The 19511-nt window shown below is 69.1% G+C and carries 14 protein-coding genes; 3 read left to right on the top strand and 11 right to left on the bottom strand.

From position 1 onward, the window contains the following. Window positions 1-19 precede the first annotated feature (19 nt). Genes QTN24_RS08015 through QTN24_RS07990 form a run of 6 tightly spaced genes read right to left on the bottom strand, consistent with a single transcriptional unit; the run spans window position 20 to window position 6444 of the window. Window positions 20-3217 (bottom strand): PilC/PilY family type IV pilus protein, encoded by a 3198-nt coding sequence (locus QTN24_RS08015; RefSeq protein WP_313836288.1) that lies wholly within the window; start codon window positions 3215-3217, stop codon window positions 20-22. A gap of 46 nt (window positions 3218-3263) precedes the next feature. Then, the gene (locus QTN24_RS08010; RefSeq protein WP_124686560.1) at window positions 3264-3815 is read right to left on the bottom strand and encodes a PilX N-terminal domain-containing pilus assembly protein; all 552 of its coding nucleotides are present in this window, start codon (window positions 3813-3815) and stop codon (window positions 3264-3266) included. Further along, entirely contained in the window at window positions 3812-4858 is a 1047-nt protein-coding gene (locus QTN24_RS08005; RefSeq protein ID WP_313836388.1) for a PilW family protein, read from the bottom strand. The genes QTN24_RS08010 and QTN24_RS08005 overlap by 4 nt, the downstream gene beginning before the upstream one ends. Beyond that, on the bottom strand, window positions 4858-5448 hold the full coding sequence (locus QTN24_RS08000; protein ID WP_313836285.1) for a type IV pilus modification protein PilV: 591 nt from the start codon (window positions 5446-5448) through the stop codon (window positions 4858-4860). Before QTN24_RS08000 ends, QTN24_RS08005 begins: the two co-directional genes overlap by 1 nt. Continuing rightward, complete coding sequence (locus tag QTN24_RS07995; protein ID WP_313836283.1) at window positions 5445-5930, bottom strand: GspH/FimT family pseudopilin; 486 nt, start codon at window positions 5928-5930, stop codon at window positions 5445-5447. The genes QTN24_RS08000 and QTN24_RS07995 overlap by 4 nt, the downstream gene beginning before the upstream one ends. Before the next feature lie 4 nt (window positions 5931-5934). Further along, window positions 5935-6444 (bottom strand): type IV pilin protein, encoded by a 510-nt coding sequence (locus QTN24_RS07990; protein WP_124686557.1) that lies wholly within the window; start codon window positions 6442-6444, stop codon window positions 5935-5937. A 317-nt stretch (window positions 6445-6761) separates the two neighbouring features. On the opposite strand from QTN24_RS07990, the gene QTN24_RS07985 reads away from it, so the two are divergent. After that, window positions 6762-7652, top strand: a complete 891-nt coding sequence (locus QTN24_RS07985; RefSeq protein ID WP_313836281.1) for a DMT family transporter — start codon at window positions 6762-6764, stop codon at window positions 7650-7652. Between the two features lie 111 nt (window positions 7653-7763). On the opposite strand, the gene QTN24_RS07980 is transcribed toward QTN24_RS07985, so the two are convergent. Beyond that, window positions 7764-9107 carry an epoxide hydrolase family protein gene (locus tag QTN24_RS07980; RefSeq protein WP_124686555.1) on the bottom strand — a complete coding sequence of 448 codons (1344 nt, stop codon included), beginning with the start codon at window positions 9105-9107 and terminating at the stop codon, window positions 7764-7766. 343 nt (window positions 9108-9450) lie between these two features. On the opposite strand from QTN24_RS07980, the gene QTN24_RS07975 reads away from it, so the two are divergent. Together QTN24_RS07975 and mdeB are read left to right on the top strand one after the other, a co-directional pair. Next, entirely contained in the window at window positions 9451-10662 is a 1212-nt protein-coding gene (locus tag QTN24_RS07975) for a cytochrome P450 (RefSeq protein WP_313836277.1), read from the top strand. Window positions 10663-10809: 147 nt separating this feature from the next. Next, window positions 10810-13467, top strand: a complete 2658-nt coding sequence (gene mdeB / locus QTN24_RS07970; protein ID WP_313836275.1) for an alpha-ketoglutarate dehydrogenase — start codon at window positions 10810-10812, stop codon at window positions 13465-13467. A gap of 7 nt (window positions 13468-13474) precedes the next feature. Here the strand turns inward: mdeB and QTN24_RS07965 are convergent, their stop codons facing one another. From QTN24_RS07965 to QTN24_RS07950, 4 genes are read right to left on the bottom strand one after another with little or no spacing between them, the layout of a single operon-like run. Further along, the gene (locus QTN24_RS07965) at window positions 13475-14608 is read right to left on the bottom strand and encodes a hybrid sensor histidine kinase/response regulator (protein WP_124686552.1); all 1134 of its coding nucleotides are present in this window, start codon (window positions 14606-14608) and stop codon (window positions 13475-13477) included. Window positions 14609-14616: 8 nt separating this feature from the next. Beyond that, a complete protein-coding gene (locus QTN24_RS07960; protein ID WP_124686551.1) occupies window positions 14617-15213 on the bottom strand; it encodes a chemotaxis protein CheB in 597 nt (198 codons plus the stop codon). Between the two features lie 8 nt (window positions 15214-15221). Beyond that, complete coding sequence (locus QTN24_RS07955) at window positions 15222-16115, bottom strand: CheR family methyltransferase (RefSeq protein WP_313836271.1); 894 nt, start codon at window positions 16113-16115, stop codon at window positions 15222-15224. Further along, window positions 16097-19243, bottom strand: coding sequence for a response regulator (locus QTN24_RS07950; RefSeq protein WP_313836269.1), 3147 nt, complete (start codon window positions 19241-19243; stop codon window positions 16097-16099). Before QTN24_RS07950 ends, QTN24_RS07955 begins: the two co-directional genes overlap by 19 nt. Window positions 19244-19511 lie beyond the last annotated feature (268 nt).

Here is a 19511-nt window from a genome sequence, read left to right as displayed (position 1 = left end):
TTGCCGGCGGATAGCCGCCCTACTTCCGGTCCGTCTCCGAGTACCAGTAGATCCGCTTGCGCTTGCCCACGCCGGTCAGCGTCACCTTCTGCACGCCGAGCGCGGACTTGTCGTCGCCGCCGGCGTTGCCGGTCTGGTTGCCGGCGCCGAACAGCACCGGGACCACGGTGGGCTGGCCGTCCTTGTCGACGTTGATCACGCCGAAGACCGACGATGGCGGGAAGCCGCCGCCATCGAGGATGATCGAGCGGTCGGCGTTCTGGCCGGCGCTGGTCAGGAAGCTGTACGAATAGCTGCGCGCGATGCCGAGGTTGGGGTAGCAGACGCCGGGCTTGGGCACCGACGGCGTGTTCGTGCCGACGCTGGTGTAGCCGGCCACGGTCAGCGGCGCGTTCACCGCCTTTTCCCCCGGGTTCACCAGCGTGATGAAGAAGCCGGAGCGCGAGCCGTCGTAGGGGGTGCTGGTAGCGTCCACGAGGTTGGCTTCGGTGAGCGGCGTCCATGTGGCCGGCAGGTTCATCGTGTTGACGTCGCGGATCATGTAGAGCCGGTTCACGACGTTGTAGGCCGTGCCCGGTGTGGCCGACGCCGAGTACAGCGGATGCTCGCGGTCGCCCGAGCCGATCGACACGGCGTCGTAGCCGCGCGTGGAGATGACGTCGGGCGCGTAAAAGAACTTGCGCGCGTTATTGGTGTTGGCGGCGCCGCCCAGCGCGGCCAGCCTGGCCATCGCCCAGTTGGCGGGCGCGTTGCCAGCCGTGGTTTCGAAGTCGGCGCGCCAGAGGTTGCCGCCCACGTCGCCCACGTAGATGCGCTCGACGTAGCCGTCGCTGTTGCGGTCCACCGTGGTCACATCGGACGGGATGGCGCGCGTCATCGCCGGCACCTCGGCGCAGGTGCCGCTTGCGCCGGCGCACGACGGCTGGGCCGACCACACGACGTTGCCGGTGTACGCGTCCAGCACGATCACGCCGCGGCCCATCGTGTTGACGCCCGGCGACGGGTCGCTGTCCTCGGCGGGGTCGTAGCCGGCGCCCATGATGATGACCGGATTGGCGTAGCCGCGCACGCGGGCGACCTTGGGCTGCGACCATGTCTGGCCCAGTTCCGCGATGTCGTCGCTGGACCGCTTCCAGGCAAAGCGCGGCACGGCCGGGTTGCTGACGTCGAGCGCATAGACCAGCCGGCCGCCGCGCCGGGCGGTCAGGTACAGCATCACGCGCGGATTGGCGGCGTCGCGCATGTCCTGCATGACCGTGGTGCTGCCGTCGAAGAAGTAGTCGCGCGGCTTGGGGGTCGGCGTGATGCCGTCCGGCGTGGTCGACAGCTTGATCTCCGGCGAGTTGGTGTATAGGCGGCTCAGCTTGCCCAGGAACTCGGGCGCGACAAAGCCCCACATCTCGCCGCCGGGCCGCACGGTGCCCATGCCGGCCTTCTGGTTGCCGTTGACTGCGTGGAACACGCCGTCGTTGGTGCCGTAGAACACCACGACGCCAGTGGTGCCGCCGTAGTTGACCACGGCCGGACGCGAATGCAGCACGTCGGCATGGATCGACGGGCGGACCGTCACCGGCGATCCCGGCCCCGGCTCGCCTTCGGCACCGGCCATGCTCTTGCTGGTCTTGGTGTCGGCCGCGCTGACGTCCTGGCCGCGCACCCATGCGATCAGCTTGGGCATCTCGGACGCCGGGATCGCGGCCGCGCCGCTGGTGCCGCTATTGGCCGCCGCCACGCCGCTGGTGCCAGTCAGCCACGTGTTGGACGTATCGAAGCTCGGCAGCGCGCCGCCTACCGGGCAATTACCGATGCCGTTGCAGGTCAGCAGCGTGCGCGAGCCCTGGCTGGTCAGCCACTGCGCGCGCATCATCTCGCCAACGCCGCCCTTCTCGACGACTTCGCCATCGGGCGAATCGAGGTTCCAGCCGGCACCGGACGGGCTGTTCTGCCAGTAGCCCTTGGCCGGCCAGTCCTTGACCGTGGCACCGTACGCCCCGCCCGCATACGACAGCGGCGCCTCGGCCGTCCAGTAGCTGACCGCGTTGGGCGAGATGAAGCCGGTCTGGGCGTTGCTGATGGCCGACTCGCCCACGGCATCCTGCAGCACCAGCTTGCCGGTCTTGTCGTAGCCCACCTTGTACTGCTTGAGGTTGCCCATCCAGCGCGGGCCAGCGGTGGCGTCGGGCCGAAACATGCCGATGTACACCTGGTTCAGGAACTGGCCCTGCGCATTGACCGACGCCGGCAGGCTGACCGACGCGAACACGCTGTTGACCGCCTGCACCTCGTTGAAGATCGACACCAGCGCCGACGCCAGGTCATTCACGGCCCCCAGCTTGACCGTGTACGACTTGCCGCCGCCATTGGTGCCCATGCTGACGGCAAGCTGCACATAGTCGGGGTTCTTGTCGTCGGTAACGGCGATCGTGTACGTGGTGACGTTCTGGCGGTTGTCCATGTTGCCGCGCACGTCGGTCTGGTACAGGAAGCGCGCCCATTCGTCGCCCCAGCTGCTCTGGTACTTGGCGTTCATCGGCAGCACGATCTCCTGTTGCTGCGCCGTGCTGGCGCCGGCCTTGACCAGCGAATCGAACGCGTTCTGCCCCGTGTCCTGCGGCTTGCCGTTGTTCACGGCGTTGCCGATGTAGATGATGAAGTTGCGCTGGCACGGGTTGTCGATCGGCGACGTGTACTTGGTGCCGGACAGCCCCGTGTTGCCCGAGAAGAACGCCCAGGCTTCCTGCATCCCGCCGCCGACCTGCGAGTTGTTGGCGTTGTCGGCCTGGCGGTCGATGGTCTTCAGGTAGGTCAGGAAGCCGTCCACGCCGCTGCCGTCCATCAGCGGCAGCTTGTACGGCGCGGCCGCCGGGTAGCGCATCCGCCCGCCGACGTTGCTGCCGCTGCCGAACATCATCAGGCCCACGTTGATGTTGCCGAACAGCGTCTTGGAATCCCGTATCGAACTGATGGCGTTGTAGAGCGCGCATTGCAGCGCGCCCACGTCCTTGCCGGCGTTGTTGCTGCTGACCACCCCGGCGGTGGAACACGTGAAGTTGGCGTCGGCGTCCCACGTGGACGCATTGTCCAGCAGGATCAGCACGTTGGGCTTGCCCGCTTCAGGCTGCAGCCCCGTGTAGAGATCGATGTCCTCGGCCAGGCTGGGAGACGCTGCCGTGGCCATGCAGAGGGCGAACGCGAGGCTGAGAGCGGATGTGCGCATGGGGGCTTTGTTGGGTTGGCGCGAAGGGTTCGGTACGTTTGTCGGGTCAGGACGGACAGGCCGTGCCGTAGGGCACGCGGACCGCAATGCCCTGGTGCAGCGTGGCGCGGGCGGACGTCGTGGCGGTGTCGTTGACCGTGGCGGCCACGTCCCACTGGGTGGCGTTGCACAGCGAATTGCCGCCGCCCCCGCTGCCGCCGCCGGCGGCGGGCAGGATGCCGGTGTTGTTGTTGCCGTTGCCGACGAAGCACGACACGTCGTCCGCGTTGGTTTCGTCGAGTTCGACGTTCTTGACAGGCTTGCTGGTCTGGCACACCGGCGCGGACACCTGCGCGATGTAGTCGGCCTTGCCGTCGCCGGTCACGTCGACGCTGACGGCCTGCGCGGCCGGTGCCGCCGTGAAGTCCTGGCTGATGGCCTTCTCGATGCCCTGCTGGGCGGCGTGGCGGGCTTCTACTGAATACTGCTGGTTCGCGGTCACCTTCGTATTGACCACGCCGGAGCCGACCAACGAAATCGTCAGCATCAGGAAAACGACCAGGAACACCAGCGTGATCAGCAGCGTGGCGCCTTGCTGGCGGCGGCGGAATGGTTTCATTGGGATTCCCGGGAAGCCGCGACGTTGATCACGCGCGCGAGCTGTGCGTAGACATGGCGCTTGTAGCCGTCGCGGAAAGGGCCGCTGGGCTCGGCGCGGCCCAGGTCGTAGCGGCGTTGATCGGTCCAGCCGCCGGTCACGCTGGCGGTGCGGGCCAGCAGCTGGGTACGCACGGCCGTGACGTTGCGCCAGTTCGTCAGCGGCACGGACCAGTCGTAGGTGGGTACGTTCGGACAGGCGGCGCCATTGTTGGCGCCCGGATCGTCGACGTAGCAGTCGGGCGCGCCGTTGCCGTCCAGGTCCACCCCGTAGGCCAAGTGCATGTCCTCGATGCCATTGGCCACCGCGTGCACCTGGAACGCGCCGTTGACCAGTTCGGCCATCTTGAGCGTGGGCCGGCCGTCGCCATTGCCGCTGCACTGGTCGCAGCCGGCCAGATAGAAGATGCGTACCACGGCGGCGCGCAGTTCGGCCGGGGCCGTGCTGTCGCACGCCTTGGTGCGCAGCGTGAAGGCCGGCGCGCTGGCGCCGAACACCACCGGCTGCGCGTCGTCGGCGCAGTACGACGCCTGCAGATAAGGCGTGCCGACCGTGGCCGCGCCAGCGGCCGTGGTACTGACGCGCCGCACCGCCACGATCTCGGAGCCCGGCAACAGGTTCGGCAGGCAAGGCGCCACGGTGCCCGGCGCAAAGCCCTGCACGCCCAGCGGCACGGTGACCGGCGATGCGGAAAAGCCCAGCGCGGCGGGGTCGGCGGCGCACAGGTCCGGCGATGCGACCACGGCGCCGCGCGCCACGCTGGACGGCCCGAAGAAGCCGGCCAGCTCGATCTCGCGGCTCATGATGTCTAGCGCGTACCGGCCGTTTTCCATCTGCTCGCCGCTTTCCACAAAGGCGTTGCGGGTGCGGCTGGTCTGGAAATACAGCACCGCCATGGCCGTGAGCAGCAGCAGCGTCAGCGTCATCGCCACCATCAGTTCGACCAGCGACAGCCCGCGCTGGCGGGCGAGCGGCCGGCCGCGTGTCACCCTCTGGCGGGCCATCATGACAGCACCCCGATCCGCACCTGCACGCTGACCACGCGGCGGTGGGCGTCGTTGCCGAAGCGGTTCAGCCCGCACGGCAGTGCTGGCGCGGCGGTCTTGGCAAGGCCCTGCCAGGCCACGGTGACGCGGTAGGTCTGGGTGGCCGCGTCGATGGCCTCGATGCAGCCCACGGCGCCGATCATCGCGCCCACCTTGTTGCTGCCGTCGGTCTCGGCGCTGCCCAGCAGCGCGGCGTTCCATGCAGCCAGGTCCGCCACGGCCATCGCGCGCTGCGCGTCGCTGCCGCCCGTGCAGGCGGCCGGCGGCACCGTGGCCGTGCCCATGACCGTGGCGCTGGCCCCGCTCGCGTAGCAGCCGATGGCCTGGCGATTGGCATTGAGCCGGCTCACCATGTCCTGCAGCAGCGTCAGCGCCTGCCCGCGCTGGTAAGACTCCATCTCCGACTGGCCGGACCGGGCGATCAGCCCGGCGGTGCCCAGCAAGGCCACGAGCACCAGGACGATCGAGATCAGCACCTCGATCAGCGTGCCGCCGCGCTGCGCGTCCAGCCGGCGCCGGCTCCGGTGGAAGCGATGCTGGACGCTCATGAGCAGGCTCCCGCGATGGCCGCGACGCGGCCCGTGCCGCTGATCTGCACGCAGACCGCGTTGGCGGTGCTGCCGTCGGCCATCGCCACCTGGAACGTCTGGCTGCCGTTGCCGGGCCGGCCGTCGTTGCCGACCGACAGCGTGTTGCCGCCGCTGGTGGTGATGGTGATGCCGGCGTACGGGCCGTAGCCGCGCAGCCGCTCGGTGCCGGCGCTGACGACCCAGCCGGCCGACCAGGTGGATCCATCCGGGGCCAGCGTGGTGGACGTGTTGCGCTTGACGGCCTCGCTGCGCATCAGCGTGAATGCGGACGCAAGGTCGCTGGCCGCGCTGCGCACACGCTGGCTGGCAATGAACTGCGAGAACGACGGCAGCGCCGCCGTGGCCACGATGGCCAGCACGGACATCGTCACCAGCAGCTCGGTCAGCGTGAAGCCGCCTGCGCGGCGGTGCTGGGCCACGTGGATGCGATGGAGGGCCATGGTCTTACTTCCAGCAGCCGGTCGGCGCGGTACCGCTGGCGGTCTTGGCGCCGGCCTGGTTGAGGGTCAGCGTGCCGCAGCCGGTATCGCGCGACGCCTGGGCGTTGATCGGCGTGGCCGTGATCGTGTAGGCGGGCGGCGTGGCCGTGGCCGCCATCGTGATCTGGTAGTGCGGGGATACGCTGTCCGGCGCGGTGGGTGCGTTCAGCGCGGTCAGGTCGGTGGCATAGGCGCGGCGGTCCACCATGAACCGTTCCTGCAGGCTGGACAGCTCCAGCATGTACGATTCGGCGGCCGTGCGGTTGCTGCGGACGATGTACTGGGTATAGCTGGGCAGCGCAATGGCCGCGATGATGCCGATGATGGCGACCGTCACCATCAGCTCGATGAGCGTGAATCCTGCCCCGGCGCGATGCACTGGCGTGCCGCCCCGGTGTACCCCCTGCTTCCCGAATGACGCGGACGCGCGCGTGCCTGCGCGGCCCACCTGCGCCGTGGGGCGATGCTTGCCCATGTTCTTGCTCCCTTTCTTTCCGGCCGACCCTGTGCCGCAAGGAACTGTTGTGCCGACGAGTCTAGAAGTGGCGCCCCCGTCAGGTCAACGCTCTACACGTATCGGGAATGTACCTGTCGCCAAAACGCAAAAAACCGGCAGGTTGATCCGGCAACACGCAATCCGCCAGCCTTCGTTAATCTGGCATTAAGGCTTTGCCGCTAGCATCGCCGCCCCCGGGCGGTGGCGCCGGCGACGCCCCGGTCGGGCGGCGGCGGCCAATTCCCGTATATTTCGGGATTCCCTTCTGCGTCCGTGCCCCGCGTCGACCCCGACCGATGAAAACCCGCCTCGATTCCACCACGCTGTTGCTTTTGACATTTCCGCCGCTGGCATGGGCTGGCAATGCCATCGTCGGCCGGCTGGCCGCCGGCACCGTGCCGCCGATCACGCTGAACCTTGTGCGCTGGCTGATCGCCGGGGCGCTGCTGGCGCCCTATGCCTGGCGCGGCATCGTGGCCCACCGGGCGGCAATCAGGCGGCACTTTGGCATGCTGTGCGCCATGGGCGTGCTGTCCATCGCCAGCTACAACGCGTTCCAGTACCTGGCGCTGACCACGTCCACGCCCATCAACGTCACGCTGATCGGCGCGTCGACCCCGCTGTTCCTGCTGATCATCGGCGCCTGCTTCTTCCGGGAGCGGTTCAAGCCGTGGCATATCGGCGGCGCCCTGCTCTGCCTGCTGGGCGTGGGCTTTGTGCTGATGCGCGGCGACCCCGGCCGGCTCGCCCAGCTTGCCTTCGTGCCGGGCGACCTGTACATGCTGGCCGCCACGGTGGCGTGGAGCTTCTATACGTGGCTGCTGCGCAAGAGCCGGCCCGACCTGCCGCTGCCGGTGCTGCTGTTCGCGCAGATCTTCACGGGGGTGGTGGCCAGCCTGCCGATGGCGGCCTGGGAGATCAGCGCGCTGGACGCGCCGCTGCAATGGAGCGGCAAGGTGGGGTGGATCCTGCTCTACGTGGGCACGGTGCCGTCGTTGCTTGCGTACTTTGCGTGGGACCGCGCCATTTCGCGCGCCGGGGCCCAGTTGCCGGTGTTCTTCATCACGTTGACGCCGCTGTTCGCGGCCGTGCTGTCGACGGTGCTGCTTGGGGATTCGCCGCACTGGTACCACGGCGTGGGGCTGCTCTGCATCGGCGCCGGCATCTGGCTGGGGCAGCGGCGCTAGCGCGGCGCCAAAAAAAACGGCCCAGCCGCGCAGGCTGGGCCCAAGGGCGGGCCGGGGGAGGGACCGGGGCCGCCCTACCGCACCACAAAACGGCACCCCAGGACAATCAGTTCATCGCACGGACTTGAAGGCCGCGCGCATTTCCTCGGCAAAGAGCTGCGGCTGCTCCCAGGCGGCAAAATGCCCGCCCTTGGCCACGGTCCGGTACGAGTACAGCGACGGGTACGCCTGCTTGCTCCAGCTTTCCGGCGCCTGGTAGATCTCGTGCGGGAACACGGTGATGGCCACCGGCACCTTGATGTCGCGCGTCTTCTGGGCGTCGGCGCTGAAGTTGTTGTTGTTGTTCTCCCAGTAGAACCGCGACGACGACGCGCCCGTATTGGTCAGCCAGTACAGCGTGATGTCGTTCAGGATGGCGTCGCGGGACAGCACGCGCTCCGGCTCGCCGTTGCTGTCGCTCCACGCCGCGATCTTTTCGTACGTGAACGACGCCAGCCCGGCCGGCGAATCGGCCAGCGAATAGCCGATGGTCTGCGGCCGCGTGACCATCATCGCGCCATAGGCGGCGTTGCGGCCGAAGAACGTGCTCAGCGACTGGTAGGCCTTGCGCTCGGGATCGGTCAGCTCGGCGGGCGGTGCGTCGCCGGCCAGGATCGACTTCATCAGCGGCCCCGGCACCGTGGCCGGCATGTTCAGGTGGATGGCCTTGAGCCCCGGCGGCGCCTGGCGTGCCAGCGCATCGGAGATGACCGAGCCGTGGTCGCCGCCCTGCGACACGTATTGCGTGTAGCCAAGCCGCTTCATCAGCACGTCCCACGCCCGCGCCGTGCGGTCCGGGCCCCAGCCCAGGTCCTTGGGACGCCCCGAGAAGCCATAGCCGGGGATCGACGGGATCACCACGTCGAACGCATCCTCGGCGCGGCCGCCGTAGGCCGTGGGGTCGGTCAGCGGGCCGATCGTCTTGATGAACTCGAAGATCGAGCCCGGCCAGCCATGGGTCAGGATGATCGGCAACGCATTGGGATGGCGCGAACGGACGTGGATGAACTGGATGTCGACGCCGTCGATCTTGGTCACGAACTGCGGCAGCGCGTTGAGCTGCGCCTCGGCCTTGCGCCAGTCGTATTGCGTGCCCCAGTACTTGACCAGCGCCTGCACGCGGGCAAGCTGGATGCCCTGGCTGTCGTCGGCCACGGTTTCCTTGTCGGGCCAGCGCGTGGCCGCGATGCGCTTGCGCAGGTCGTCGAGCTGGGCCTGCGGCACATGCACGCGGAACGGGCGGATGCTCTCGTCCGCCTTGGCGGGTGCGGCGGCCTGGGCCTTGGGCGCGGCGTCGGCGGCATGGGCGGCCGGGCTATGGCCGGACAGGGCCAGCGCGGCCAGCGCCGAAGCGGCGGCGATAGCGCGGGCGGCGGACGGGAATGGCGAGATGCTGCGGGCGATGCCGAAAGACATGAGAAGGCTCCTGGTTGGCGCTGTTGACGGGCAGAAACGAGCGCGGGCTGAATGGACCCTCGCAGTCTAGGCATCGAGTACGAGCGCCAAGTGTCGGCCCCGGCCCCTTTTTGGATCGGTGTGTATCGCGCATGCGCGCCGATACAAACTCGTACATTTCAGGCCGGCCGTGCCAGGTCTGTAACAGGTTGTACCGGTGAAGCGGGCGGATACATTGCGATACAGAGCCCGGTGGTTGGCCCGGCGAGCGGCTGCTATAACTCTCCGCGAAAGCCCGCCACGGGCTTTTCGTTTTCCGCAGGCCGATTTAGGTTTCCCCTCGCCATAACAAGAACACCCCGTGATGAAATTCGAGTCCTTCGCCACCCCCGCCTTCTTCGAAAACCCCTACCCGCTTTACGAACAGATTCGCGCCGCCGGGCCGCTGCTGCCGCTGGGCCCCAATGTCTGGGTGACCGGCCGGTTCCACGTGATCGACGCCCTGCTGCGCGACCGCCGCATGGGCAAGACCTACCTGCAGAGCGTGCAGGCCCGCTACGGCGAGGCCGCCACGCAGGCGCCGGTGTTCCAGGCGATCAGCCGCACCTTCCTGATGATCAATCCGCCGGCCCACACCCGGCTGCGGGCGCTGCTGATGCAGGCGTTCAACCGCCGGCAGGTGGAAGGGCTGGCGCGCATCGTCGACACCACCACGCGCAGCCTGCTGGACCGGGTGGGCCATCGCACCGAGTTCGACGTCGTCGCCGACTTTGCGCTGCCGCTGCCCGTGGAGATCATCTGCCGGCTGCTCGATATCCCCGTCGAGGACGGCGTGCGGTTGGGCTCCGCCGCCAGCCGGATGGCCACCGCGCTCGATCTGGCGCCGCTGGACGAGCGCCAGCTAGCCGATGCCAACGACGCCGCGCTGACGCTGGAGGCGTACTTCCGCGACGTGGTGGCGCGCCGCCGCACGCAGCCGGGCGACGACCTGATTTCGAGCCTGATCGGCGTGGAACAGGACGGCGCGACGCTGACCGAGGCGGAAATCATCTCGAACGTGATCCTGCTGTTCGTGGCGGGGCACGAGACCACGTCGAACATGATCGGCAACACGCTGATCGGGCTGTTCCGCGCGCCGGAGGCGCTGCAGCAGCTCAAGGCCGGCCTGTCCGACCCGGCGATGGTGTCCCGCGCCGTGGCCGAGTGCCTGCGCCACGACGGCGCGGTGCAGATGGTGGTGCGCACCGCGTTCGAGGACATCGCGCTGGACGACGTGGTGGTGCCGCGCGGCAGCATCGTCTTCATGCTGCTGGGCGCCGCCAACCGCGATCCGGCGGTGTTCACCCACCCCGACCAGCTTGACCTGTCGCGCGCCGACGCGCCGTCGCTGTCGTTCGGCGGCGGCATCCACTATTGCCTGGGTGCCCGGCTGGCCACGCTGGAGCTGGAATCGGCCATCACGGGGCTGCTGACCCGCTTTCCCAACCTGCAGCCGGTGGACCTGGCCGGTCTGTCCTGGCACCGGCGCAACAACCTCCGGGGCGTGCAGGCGCTGCCGGTCCGCACCGGCGCCTGAGCGGTCCCGCAGCAGGTCGTGCCGCAAGATCGGCGCAGCGCCACACGGCGTGCTGCCGATCCGGCGTCGACCGGCGCAATCCGACATTTCCGGCCTGCGGGTGCGGCCTAGAATCGTAGGCACGACAACCGCATCAGGAGACCGGCCATGGGGCGCGCCGAACCGCTGACACCGCTGCAGATCGACGGCGATATCGATCCACTCGAAACCCGCGAATGGCTGGACGCGCTGAGCGGCGTCGTGGACTGCGCGGGCCCGCAGCGCGCCGGCTTCCTGCTGGAGCAGCTGGGCCAGCATGCCGGCCACCTGGGGCTGGACCACCGCGCCCACCCGTACTCCGCCTACCAGAACACGATTCCCGCGCACGCCCAGCCGCCCTACCCCGGCGACCTTGCCATCGAGCAGCGGCTGACGGCCATCCTGCGCTGGAACGCGCTGGCGATGGTGGTGCGCGCCAACAAGGCGTATGGCGAACTGGGCGGCCATCTGGCCAGCTACGCGTCGGCAGCCGAGATCTTCGAAGTCGGCTTCCAGCACTTCTTTCGCGCCGATACGGCCGAGCGCCGGGGCGACCTGGTCTTCTTCCAGCCGCACTCGGCGCCGGGCGTGTACGCGCGCGCCTTCCTGGAGGGCCGGCTCTCGGAGGACCAGTTGGCGCGCTATCGGCAGGAGGTGGACGGCGGCGGCCTCTGTTCCTACCCCCATCCGTGGCTGATGCCCGATTTCTGGCAGTTCCCCACCGGCTCGATGGGCATCGGCCCGATCAGCGCGATCTACCAGGCGCGCTTTCTGCGCTACCTGGAGCACCGCGGCATCGCGCCGACGGCCGGACGCCGCGTCTGGGGCGTGTTCGGCGACGGCGAGATGGACGAGCCCGAATCGCTGGCCGCGCTGTCGCTGGCCGCGCGCGAGCGGCTGGACAACCTGACGTTCGTCATCAACTGCAACCTCCAGCGGCTGGACGGCCCGGTGCGCGGCAACGGGCAGGTCATCAACGAGCTTGAGGCGCTGTTCAGCGGCGCGGGCTGGAACGTCATCAAGGTGGTCTGGGGTTCCGAATGGGACGCTCTGTTCGCGCGCGATACCCAGCACGCGCTGCTCAAGCGCTTTGCGGCCATGGTCGATGGCGAATACCAGAACCTGGGCGCCAAGGACGGCGACTACAACCTGTCCCACTTCTTCCACCAGGACCCCGAGCTGAAGGCGCTGGTGGCCGGCATGAGCGCCGCCGACATCGACGGCCTGCGGCGCGGCGGCCACGACCTGCGCAAGCTGCACGCGGCCTATGACGCGGCCGTGCGGCATACGGGCCGGCCGACCGTGATCCTGGCCAAGACCAAGAAGGGCTATGGCATGGGCAACGCCGGGGAGTCGCGCATGACGGCCCACCAGCAGAAGAAGCTCGATACCGACGCGCTGCACGCGTTCCGCCAGCGGTTCCAGCTGCCCATCGACGATGCCGCGCTGGAATCGATGCAGTTCTACAAGCCGGCCGAGAACAGCCCCGAGATGCGCTACCTGCGCGAGCGCCGCGCCGCGCTGGGCGGCTTCCTGCCGCGCCGGAGCACGCAGGCCCCGGCCCTGCCCGTGCCACCGCTGCAAGCCTACGCCGGCTTTGCGCTGGCGCCGGACGGCCGCGAAGTGTCGACCACCACGGGCGTCGTGCGGCTGTTCACGAACCTGATCAAGGACCGCGCCATCGGCCCGCGCGTGGTGCCGATCGTGGCCGACGAGGCGCGCACGTTCGGCATGGCCAACCTGTTCCGCCAGATCGGCATCTATTCGCCGGTGGGCCAGCTCTACGAGCCGGAGGACGCCGGCTCGATGCTCTATTACAAGGAAAGCCGCGACGGCCAGCTTCTGGAGGAAGGCATCACCGAGGCCGGCGCGATGGCGTCGTGGACGGCGGCCGCCACGTCCTACAGCGTCAACGGCGAGCCGATGCTGCCGTTCTACATCTATTACTCGATGTTCGGCTTCCAGCGCGTGGGCGACATGATCTGGGCCGCCGCCGACCAGCGCGCACGCGGCTTCCTGATCGGCGCCACGGCCGGGCGCACCACGCTGTCCGGCGAGGGGCTGCAGCACCAGGACGGCAGCAGCCAGCTTGTGGCCGCCACGGTGCCCAACTGCCGCGCCTACGACCCGGCGTTCATCGGCGAGGCCGCCGTGATCATCGACCACGGCGCGCGGGCGATGCTCGAACAGCAACGCGACGAGTTCTACTACATCACCGTCAACAACGAGAACTACGCCCATCCGCCGCTGCCCGAATCGGCCCACGCCGACGTGGTGCGCGGCATGTACCGCTTCGGCACGCAGGGCGACGGCGCGCCACGGGTGCGCTTGCTGGGCTCCGGCCCGATCCTGCGCGAGGTGCTTGCCGCCGCCGAGCTGCTGGCGCAGGACTGGCAGGTGCCCAGCGAGATCTGGAGCGTGACGAGCTTCCCGGAACTGGCCCGCGATGCGCGGGAATGCGAGCGGCAGCAGATGTTCGGCGGCGATGCCGGCGCCACCAGCCACGTGGCCCGCTGCCTGGCCGGCTCCACGCCGGTCGTGGCCGCTACCGACTACGTGCGCGCCTACGCGCAGCTCATCGCGCCGTACGTGCCGGCCCGCTACATCGCACTGGGGACTGACGGGTTCGGCCGCAGCGACACGCGCGGCGCGCTGCGCCGCTTCTTCGGCATCGACCGCCACCACATCGTGGCTGCCGCGCTGCATGCCGTGGATGCCGCGCGCCATGCCGAGGCGGTGGCGCGCTACGGCCTGCAGGCGACGGCCGAGGCGCCCTGGGCGCGCTGACGGCCGCTCAGGGCTGGATGGCCCGCTGGGCCGTGCAGCATTCGCGCGGCAGCGTCATGGTGAAGGTCGTGGTGCGCTGCTCGGGCGACGAATCGGCCACGACGGTGCCGCCGTGCAGCATCACCAGCTCGCGCGCGATGTAGAGGCCCAGGCCAAGCCCTTCCGGGGTGCCGCCGCCCGCCGGCGCGTCCGCGCCGGATCGGAACGCCTCGAAGATATGGGGCAGCGCGCGGGCGTCGATCACGCCGCCGTTCGACACCGACATCACCAGCGTATCGGCCGCCGTGCCGTCCAGCGTGACGACCACCGGGCTGGCCGGATCGCCGTGCTGGAGCGCGTTGCCAATCAGGTTCTGCACCACCTGCGCGATCAGGTCCGGGTCGATCGTCGCGCGCGTGTCGCCGCGCTGCTCCAGCGTCACTGCCGCCGCGCCCCGCGACACCTGGCATTCGTCGACGATGGCCGCGCAGATCGCGCCCAGGTCGGACGCCTGCGGCATCAGGCTCACGCGGCCGCCGTGCAGCCGCGCCACGTGCAGCAGCTGGTCCACCATGCGCGCCATGCGCTGGCTGCTGCGGGCGATGCGGTCGGTGGCCGGCTTCAGCTTCTCTTCCCCGCCAAAACGGCCCAGGAACGACGCCGACGCGATGATGGCCGACAGCGGCGTGCGCAGGTCGTGCGCCAGCACCGCCATCAGCATCTCGTTGGTCTTCAGCAGTTGCTGGGCGGTTTCGAGCTGCTCGGCCAGCAGCTGCTTCTGCTGGGCCAACTGCACGAACACGTCGACCTTGGCCGACAGCACGCGCGCATCGACCGGCTTGAACAGGAAGTCGACCGCCCCGGTGGCGTAGCCCCGGAACGCGCGCTGGCTGTCGTGGCCGGCCGCGGTCAGGAACAGGATCGGGATCTGGCTCGTGCGCTTGCTGCCGCGCATCAGCTCGGCCAGCTCGAAGCCGTCCATCTCGGGCATGTGCACGTCAAGAATGGCCAGGCCGAACTCGTGCTCCAGCAGCAGTTCCAGCGCCTGGGCGCCGGAATTGGCGTGGACGATCTCGACGCCCGGCCGGGCCAGCACGGCGTCCAGCGCGGTCAGGTTCGAGGCGATATCGTCGACCGCGAGGATCTTGACGGGAGGTTGCATGGTAGGGGTCATTCAGTCAGGCGGGCCAGCCCGTGGCCAATCGCTTCCAGGGTCAGGACGCGGTCTGCCGCGCCGCGCGTGATCGCTTCCTGCGGCATGGTGTCGACCAGCGCACTCTCGGGCGTCTGCACCCAGGCTTGCCCGCCGGCCGCGCGGATGGCCGCCAGCCCGCGCGCGCCGTCGTCGTTGGCGCCGGAGAGCAGGATGCCCAGCGCCCGTCGTTGCCAGGCATAGGCGGCCGATTCGAACAGCACGTCGATCGACGGCCGCGAGAAGCGCACGGGAGGATCGACCGACAGCGCCAGCCGCACGGCGTCCGGCGCGTCGGGATCACGTTCCACGAGCAGGTGATAGTCGGGCGGGGCCACGTACAGGTGGCCCGGCTGCACGGCCAGCTTGTCCTCGGCCTCCAGCACGGGCAGCACGCAGCGCGACGTGAAGATCTCGGGCAGCAGGCTCGGGCCCGACGGCATCTGGTGCATGACCACCACCACGGGCGGCACCATGTGCGCCGGCAGCATCGGCAACAGCGCGTTCAGCGCCTCCAGCGCGCCGGCCGAGCCGCCGATCACCACCCCGCCATACGTCCGCGTCGTGCTGTCCATGTCGGTCCTCAGAGCTTGCGGTAGAGCCGCTCGTGCGACGCCACCGTCTCGAAATCCTGCGCATGCGCGCTGAAATGCAGGCTCTCCTTGCTGCCCAGGCCCAGGAAGCCGCGGCGCGCCAGCGCGTCGCGGAACAGGCCGATGGCGCGGTCCTGCAGCGGGCGGTCAAAATAGATCAGCACGTTGCGGCACGAGACCAGCTGGGCCTCCTGGAACACGCTGTCGGTGGCCAGGCTGTGGTCGGCAAACACCGACTGGCGGATCAGCTGGGCGTTGAACTTGGCCTTGCCGTACGCCGCGTGATAGTAGTCCGACAGCGAGCGCCGGCCGCCGGCCGCCAGGTAGTTTTCGCCAAAGCCGCGCAGCCGCCCGGCGTCGTAGACCCCGGTGCGGGCGATGGCCAGCGCTTCCGGGTTGATGTCGGTGGCATAGAACACGGTGCGCGCCGCCAGCCCTTCCTCCTCGAACAGGATGGCCAGCGACCACAGTTCCTCGCCGCTGCTGCAGCCGGCCACCCAGACGTTGATCGACGGATAGGTCTGCAGCACCGGCACCACGTGCTCGCGGATGGCCAGGAAATAGGCCGGGTCGCGGAACATCTCGCTGACCTGCACCGTCAGGTACTGGAGCAGCCGGCCGAACACGGCCGCATCGCGCAGCATGCGGTCCTGCAGTTGCGACAGCGTGGGCACCTGCATGTCCTGCAGCGCCTGCTGCAGCCGCCGGCGCATCGACGCGCGCGAGTACCGCCGGAAGTCGTGCTGGTACTTCAGGAAGATGGCCTGCAGCAGCAGTTCCAGTTCGATGTCGAAGTTGGCGTCGGGCAGCACCACGCCGCCGTCCAGCCCCGGGACGGCCACCTGGGCGCGGGGGCCCTGCGGTTTCAGTTTGCGTGAAGCCATACGCGGCACAGGGAAAGCAGCTTGTCGACGTCGATCGGCTTGGCGATGTAGTCGTTGGCGCCGGCGCGCAGGCACGCCTCGCGGTCGGACTGCATGGCCTTGGCCGTCAGCGCGATGATCGGCAGGCGCGCAAAGCGCGGCATCTCGCGGATATGGCGCATGGCGGTGATGCCGTCCATCTCCGGCATCATGATGTCCATCAGCACCAGGTCCACGTCGTCCATGCGGTTCAGCATGTCCAGCGCCTCACGCCCGCTGCGGGCAATCTCCACGGTGGCGCCCAGCGGCTCGATGACCTTCGACAGCGCAAAGATGTTGCGCGCGTCATCCTCCACCAGCAGCAGCTTGCGGCCGTCGAACGTGTCGTCGCGGTTGCGCGCCGCGCGCAGCATGCGCTGGTGCTCCGGCGGCAGCGACGACTCCACGCTGTGCAGGAACAGCGTCACTTCGTCCAGCAGGCGGTCCGGCGAGCGCGCGCCCTTGATGATGATCGACTTCGAATACTTGCGCAGCCGGCGCTCATCCTCGGCCGAGAGCTGGCGGCCCGTGTAGATGATGACTGGCGGCATCGGGTTGGCATCGGCCAGCGCCGTGTTGGCCATGTGCGCCAGCAGGTCGTGGCCGGTGCCGTCGGGCAGCACCATGTCCATCACCACGCAGTCGAACGGCGTGCCGTTCAGCGTGGCGGTGGCGGCGGCCACGCTGTCGGCCGTGACGATCTCGGCGTCCAGCGATTTCAGCAGCGCGCGGATGCTCTCGCGCAGCGCCGGATCGTCCTCGATCACCAGCACGCGGCGCTGGCCCGGCGTCATGCGGGCCTCCAGCCCGCGGATGGCGGCGGCCAGCTTCTCGCGCTCGCTGGGCTTGAACGTGTAGCCCACCGCGCCCAGGTGCAGCGCGGCCTCGGCGTGGTCGCTGACCGACACCAGGTGCGTGGGGATGTGCCGCGTGGTGGGGTCGCGCTTGAGCCAGTCCAGCAGCGTCAGGCCCGACTGGTCGGGCAGCGCCACGTCCAGCAGGATGCCGCACGGCTGGTGCTGGCGCGCCAGTTCCAGGCCCTGCGCCGACGTGGTGGCGTGGATGCAGTCGAAATCGAGTTCGTGGGCCAGGTCGTAGAGGATGCCGGCGAAGTCGATGTCGTCCTCGACCACCAGGATCAGCCGGTTGCCGCGCGTACGATGGTCGCGGTCGTCGGGAATCGGCGCCGGAAAGCCGGGCTGCACGCGCTCGGGCGGGGCCGACGCGGGCGCCGGAGCCGGCGGCACCGCACGCGACGGCGGCGCCATGATCGGGGCCGCGGCCGGCGGCTGGGTCAGCAGCCCGGCCTGCGAGGCGGCGTCGGTCGACAGCACGCGCGGCACGGTCAGCGCGAAAACGCTGCCCTGCCCCGGCTCGCTGGCCACCGAGATTGCGCCACCGAGCAGCCGGCCCAGCTCGCGCGAGATCGACAGCCCCAGCCCCGTGCCGCCATAGCGGCGGCTCGTGGTGCCATCGGCCTGCTGGAACGCCTCGAAGATGACCTGCTGCTTGTCCTTGGGGATGCCGATGCCGGTGTCGCGCACTTCAAAGCGCACCGCATCGTCGCCATGGGCGGCCAGCGCCAGCGTGACCGAGCCGGTTTCCGTGAACTTGAACGCGTTGGACAGCAGGTTCTTGAGCACCTGTTGCAGGCGCTGGCTGTCGGACACGATCGATTCGGGCACGCCGGGCATGAACTCCACGCGGAACGGCACGCCCTTGCCCTCGCCGATCGGGCCGAACAGGTTCTGCAGCGTGCTGCTCAGCGATTTCAGCTCCACCGTCTCCGGCTCGATGACCAGGTGCCCGGCCTCGATCTTGGACAGGTCCAGGATGTCGTTGATCAGGTTCAGCAGGTCGGTGTTGGCCGCGTGGATCGTGGCCGCGTAGCGCACCTGTTCGTCGGTCAGCGTGCCGTCCTTGTTCTCCTGCAGCAGCTTGGCCAGGATCAGTGCGCTGTTCAGCGGCGTGCGCAGTTCGTGCGACATATTGGCCAGGAACTCGCTCTTGTACTGGTTGGAGCGTTCCAGCGCGCGCGAATTGGCCGCCAGTTCGGCCTGGAAGGCGAGCATTTCGCGCTTCTGGCCTTCCAGCCGCTGGGCGTGTTCCTCTAGCTGGACGTTGGTCTGCTCCAGCTCGGCCTGCTGGGCTTCGAGCCTCGCCTGCGAATCCATCAGCGCGCGGCCACGCTCTTCCAGTTCCTCGTTCGACACGCGCAGCTCTTCCTGCTGCACCTGCAGTTCCTCGCTCTGGCGCTGCGTCTCGGCCAGCAGCTTTTCCAGCCGGCCCCGGTAGACGGCGGCGCGCACGGTCATGCCGATCGACTCGCCCAGCCGCTCCAGCAGTTCCACCACGTCGGCCGTGTCGCGCTGCGCCTTGATGAAGCCCAGTTCCACCACGCCGACCACGTCGCCCTCGGCCGTCAGCGGCGCGGCGATGATCTCGGTCGGTGCCGAGCGGCCCAGCGCCGACGACACCTGCAGGTAGTCCGCCGGCAGGCCGCCCACGGCCATCACGCGGTTCTCGGCGGCCGCCTGGCCGGCCAGGGTCTGACCCTTGGCCAGCGTCTGCGGCAGGCGGTCGGCATCGGCCAGCGCCCAGGTGGCCAGGCGCTGCAACTGCGCGCCGTCCACCTGGTAGACCACGCCGACGTGCGCCTGCAGCACGTCCGCCAGCGCGCGGACCAGCGCGTCGCCGACATTGCCGGCCGACTGTGCGTTGCGCACCGCCTGGTGGATCCTGACCTGCGACTGCTGCAGCCAGCTCGCGCGCTGCATGGCCTGCTGCGCCACGATGTAGCGGTAGACCACCACCGCCAGGAACCACGCCATGATCACGCCGGCTGACCGGTTGATGATCGCGAACAGGACGTTGGCCCCGCCGGAGGGCGACAGCGCGTAGCCGATGCCGATCAGCACTGTGGCGGCGGCCGCCGTGATCAGGGGTAGCCGGGCGTCGTTGCCGTAGAGCGACAGGCAGACCGGCACGAGGTAGAACAGCCAGACGGCCAGGCCGAGCGGCGTCATCGCGTCGACGCCAAAGACGACGACGAGCGAGACCGGGACGATGATGACGCCGAACAGGAAGCGTTGCAGGGAGGACGGGTGCATACCGATGGATGTCGAAAAGGTCACGGCAACGCCCCGGATTGCCGGACGGCCAGATCGCCAACGCAAAGCGACTCATGCTACCCCGCGCCGACCGAAATGGCTGTCGGTGTTGCACCGACATTTGCTGCGCCGCAGCATGCCACCAGATCGGCAACCGTTACACCGGATCGGTTCGAAAACTGCAATCCCGCGCCCCGGTCCGGCCGGCCGCGCCGGGCGTGGCGCCGTGGACGGCACGGGTACGACAATTGCGCGCCTGCTGGCACTG

It is taken from the genome of Cupriavidus sp. SZY C1 (assembly GCF_032190535.1).
Lineage (GTDB): Bacteria > Pseudomonadota > Gammaproteobacteria > Burkholderiales > Burkholderiaceae > Cupriavidus > Cupriavidus pauculus_C.
This window is presented reverse-complemented; position numbering and strand designations above follow the sequence as displayed.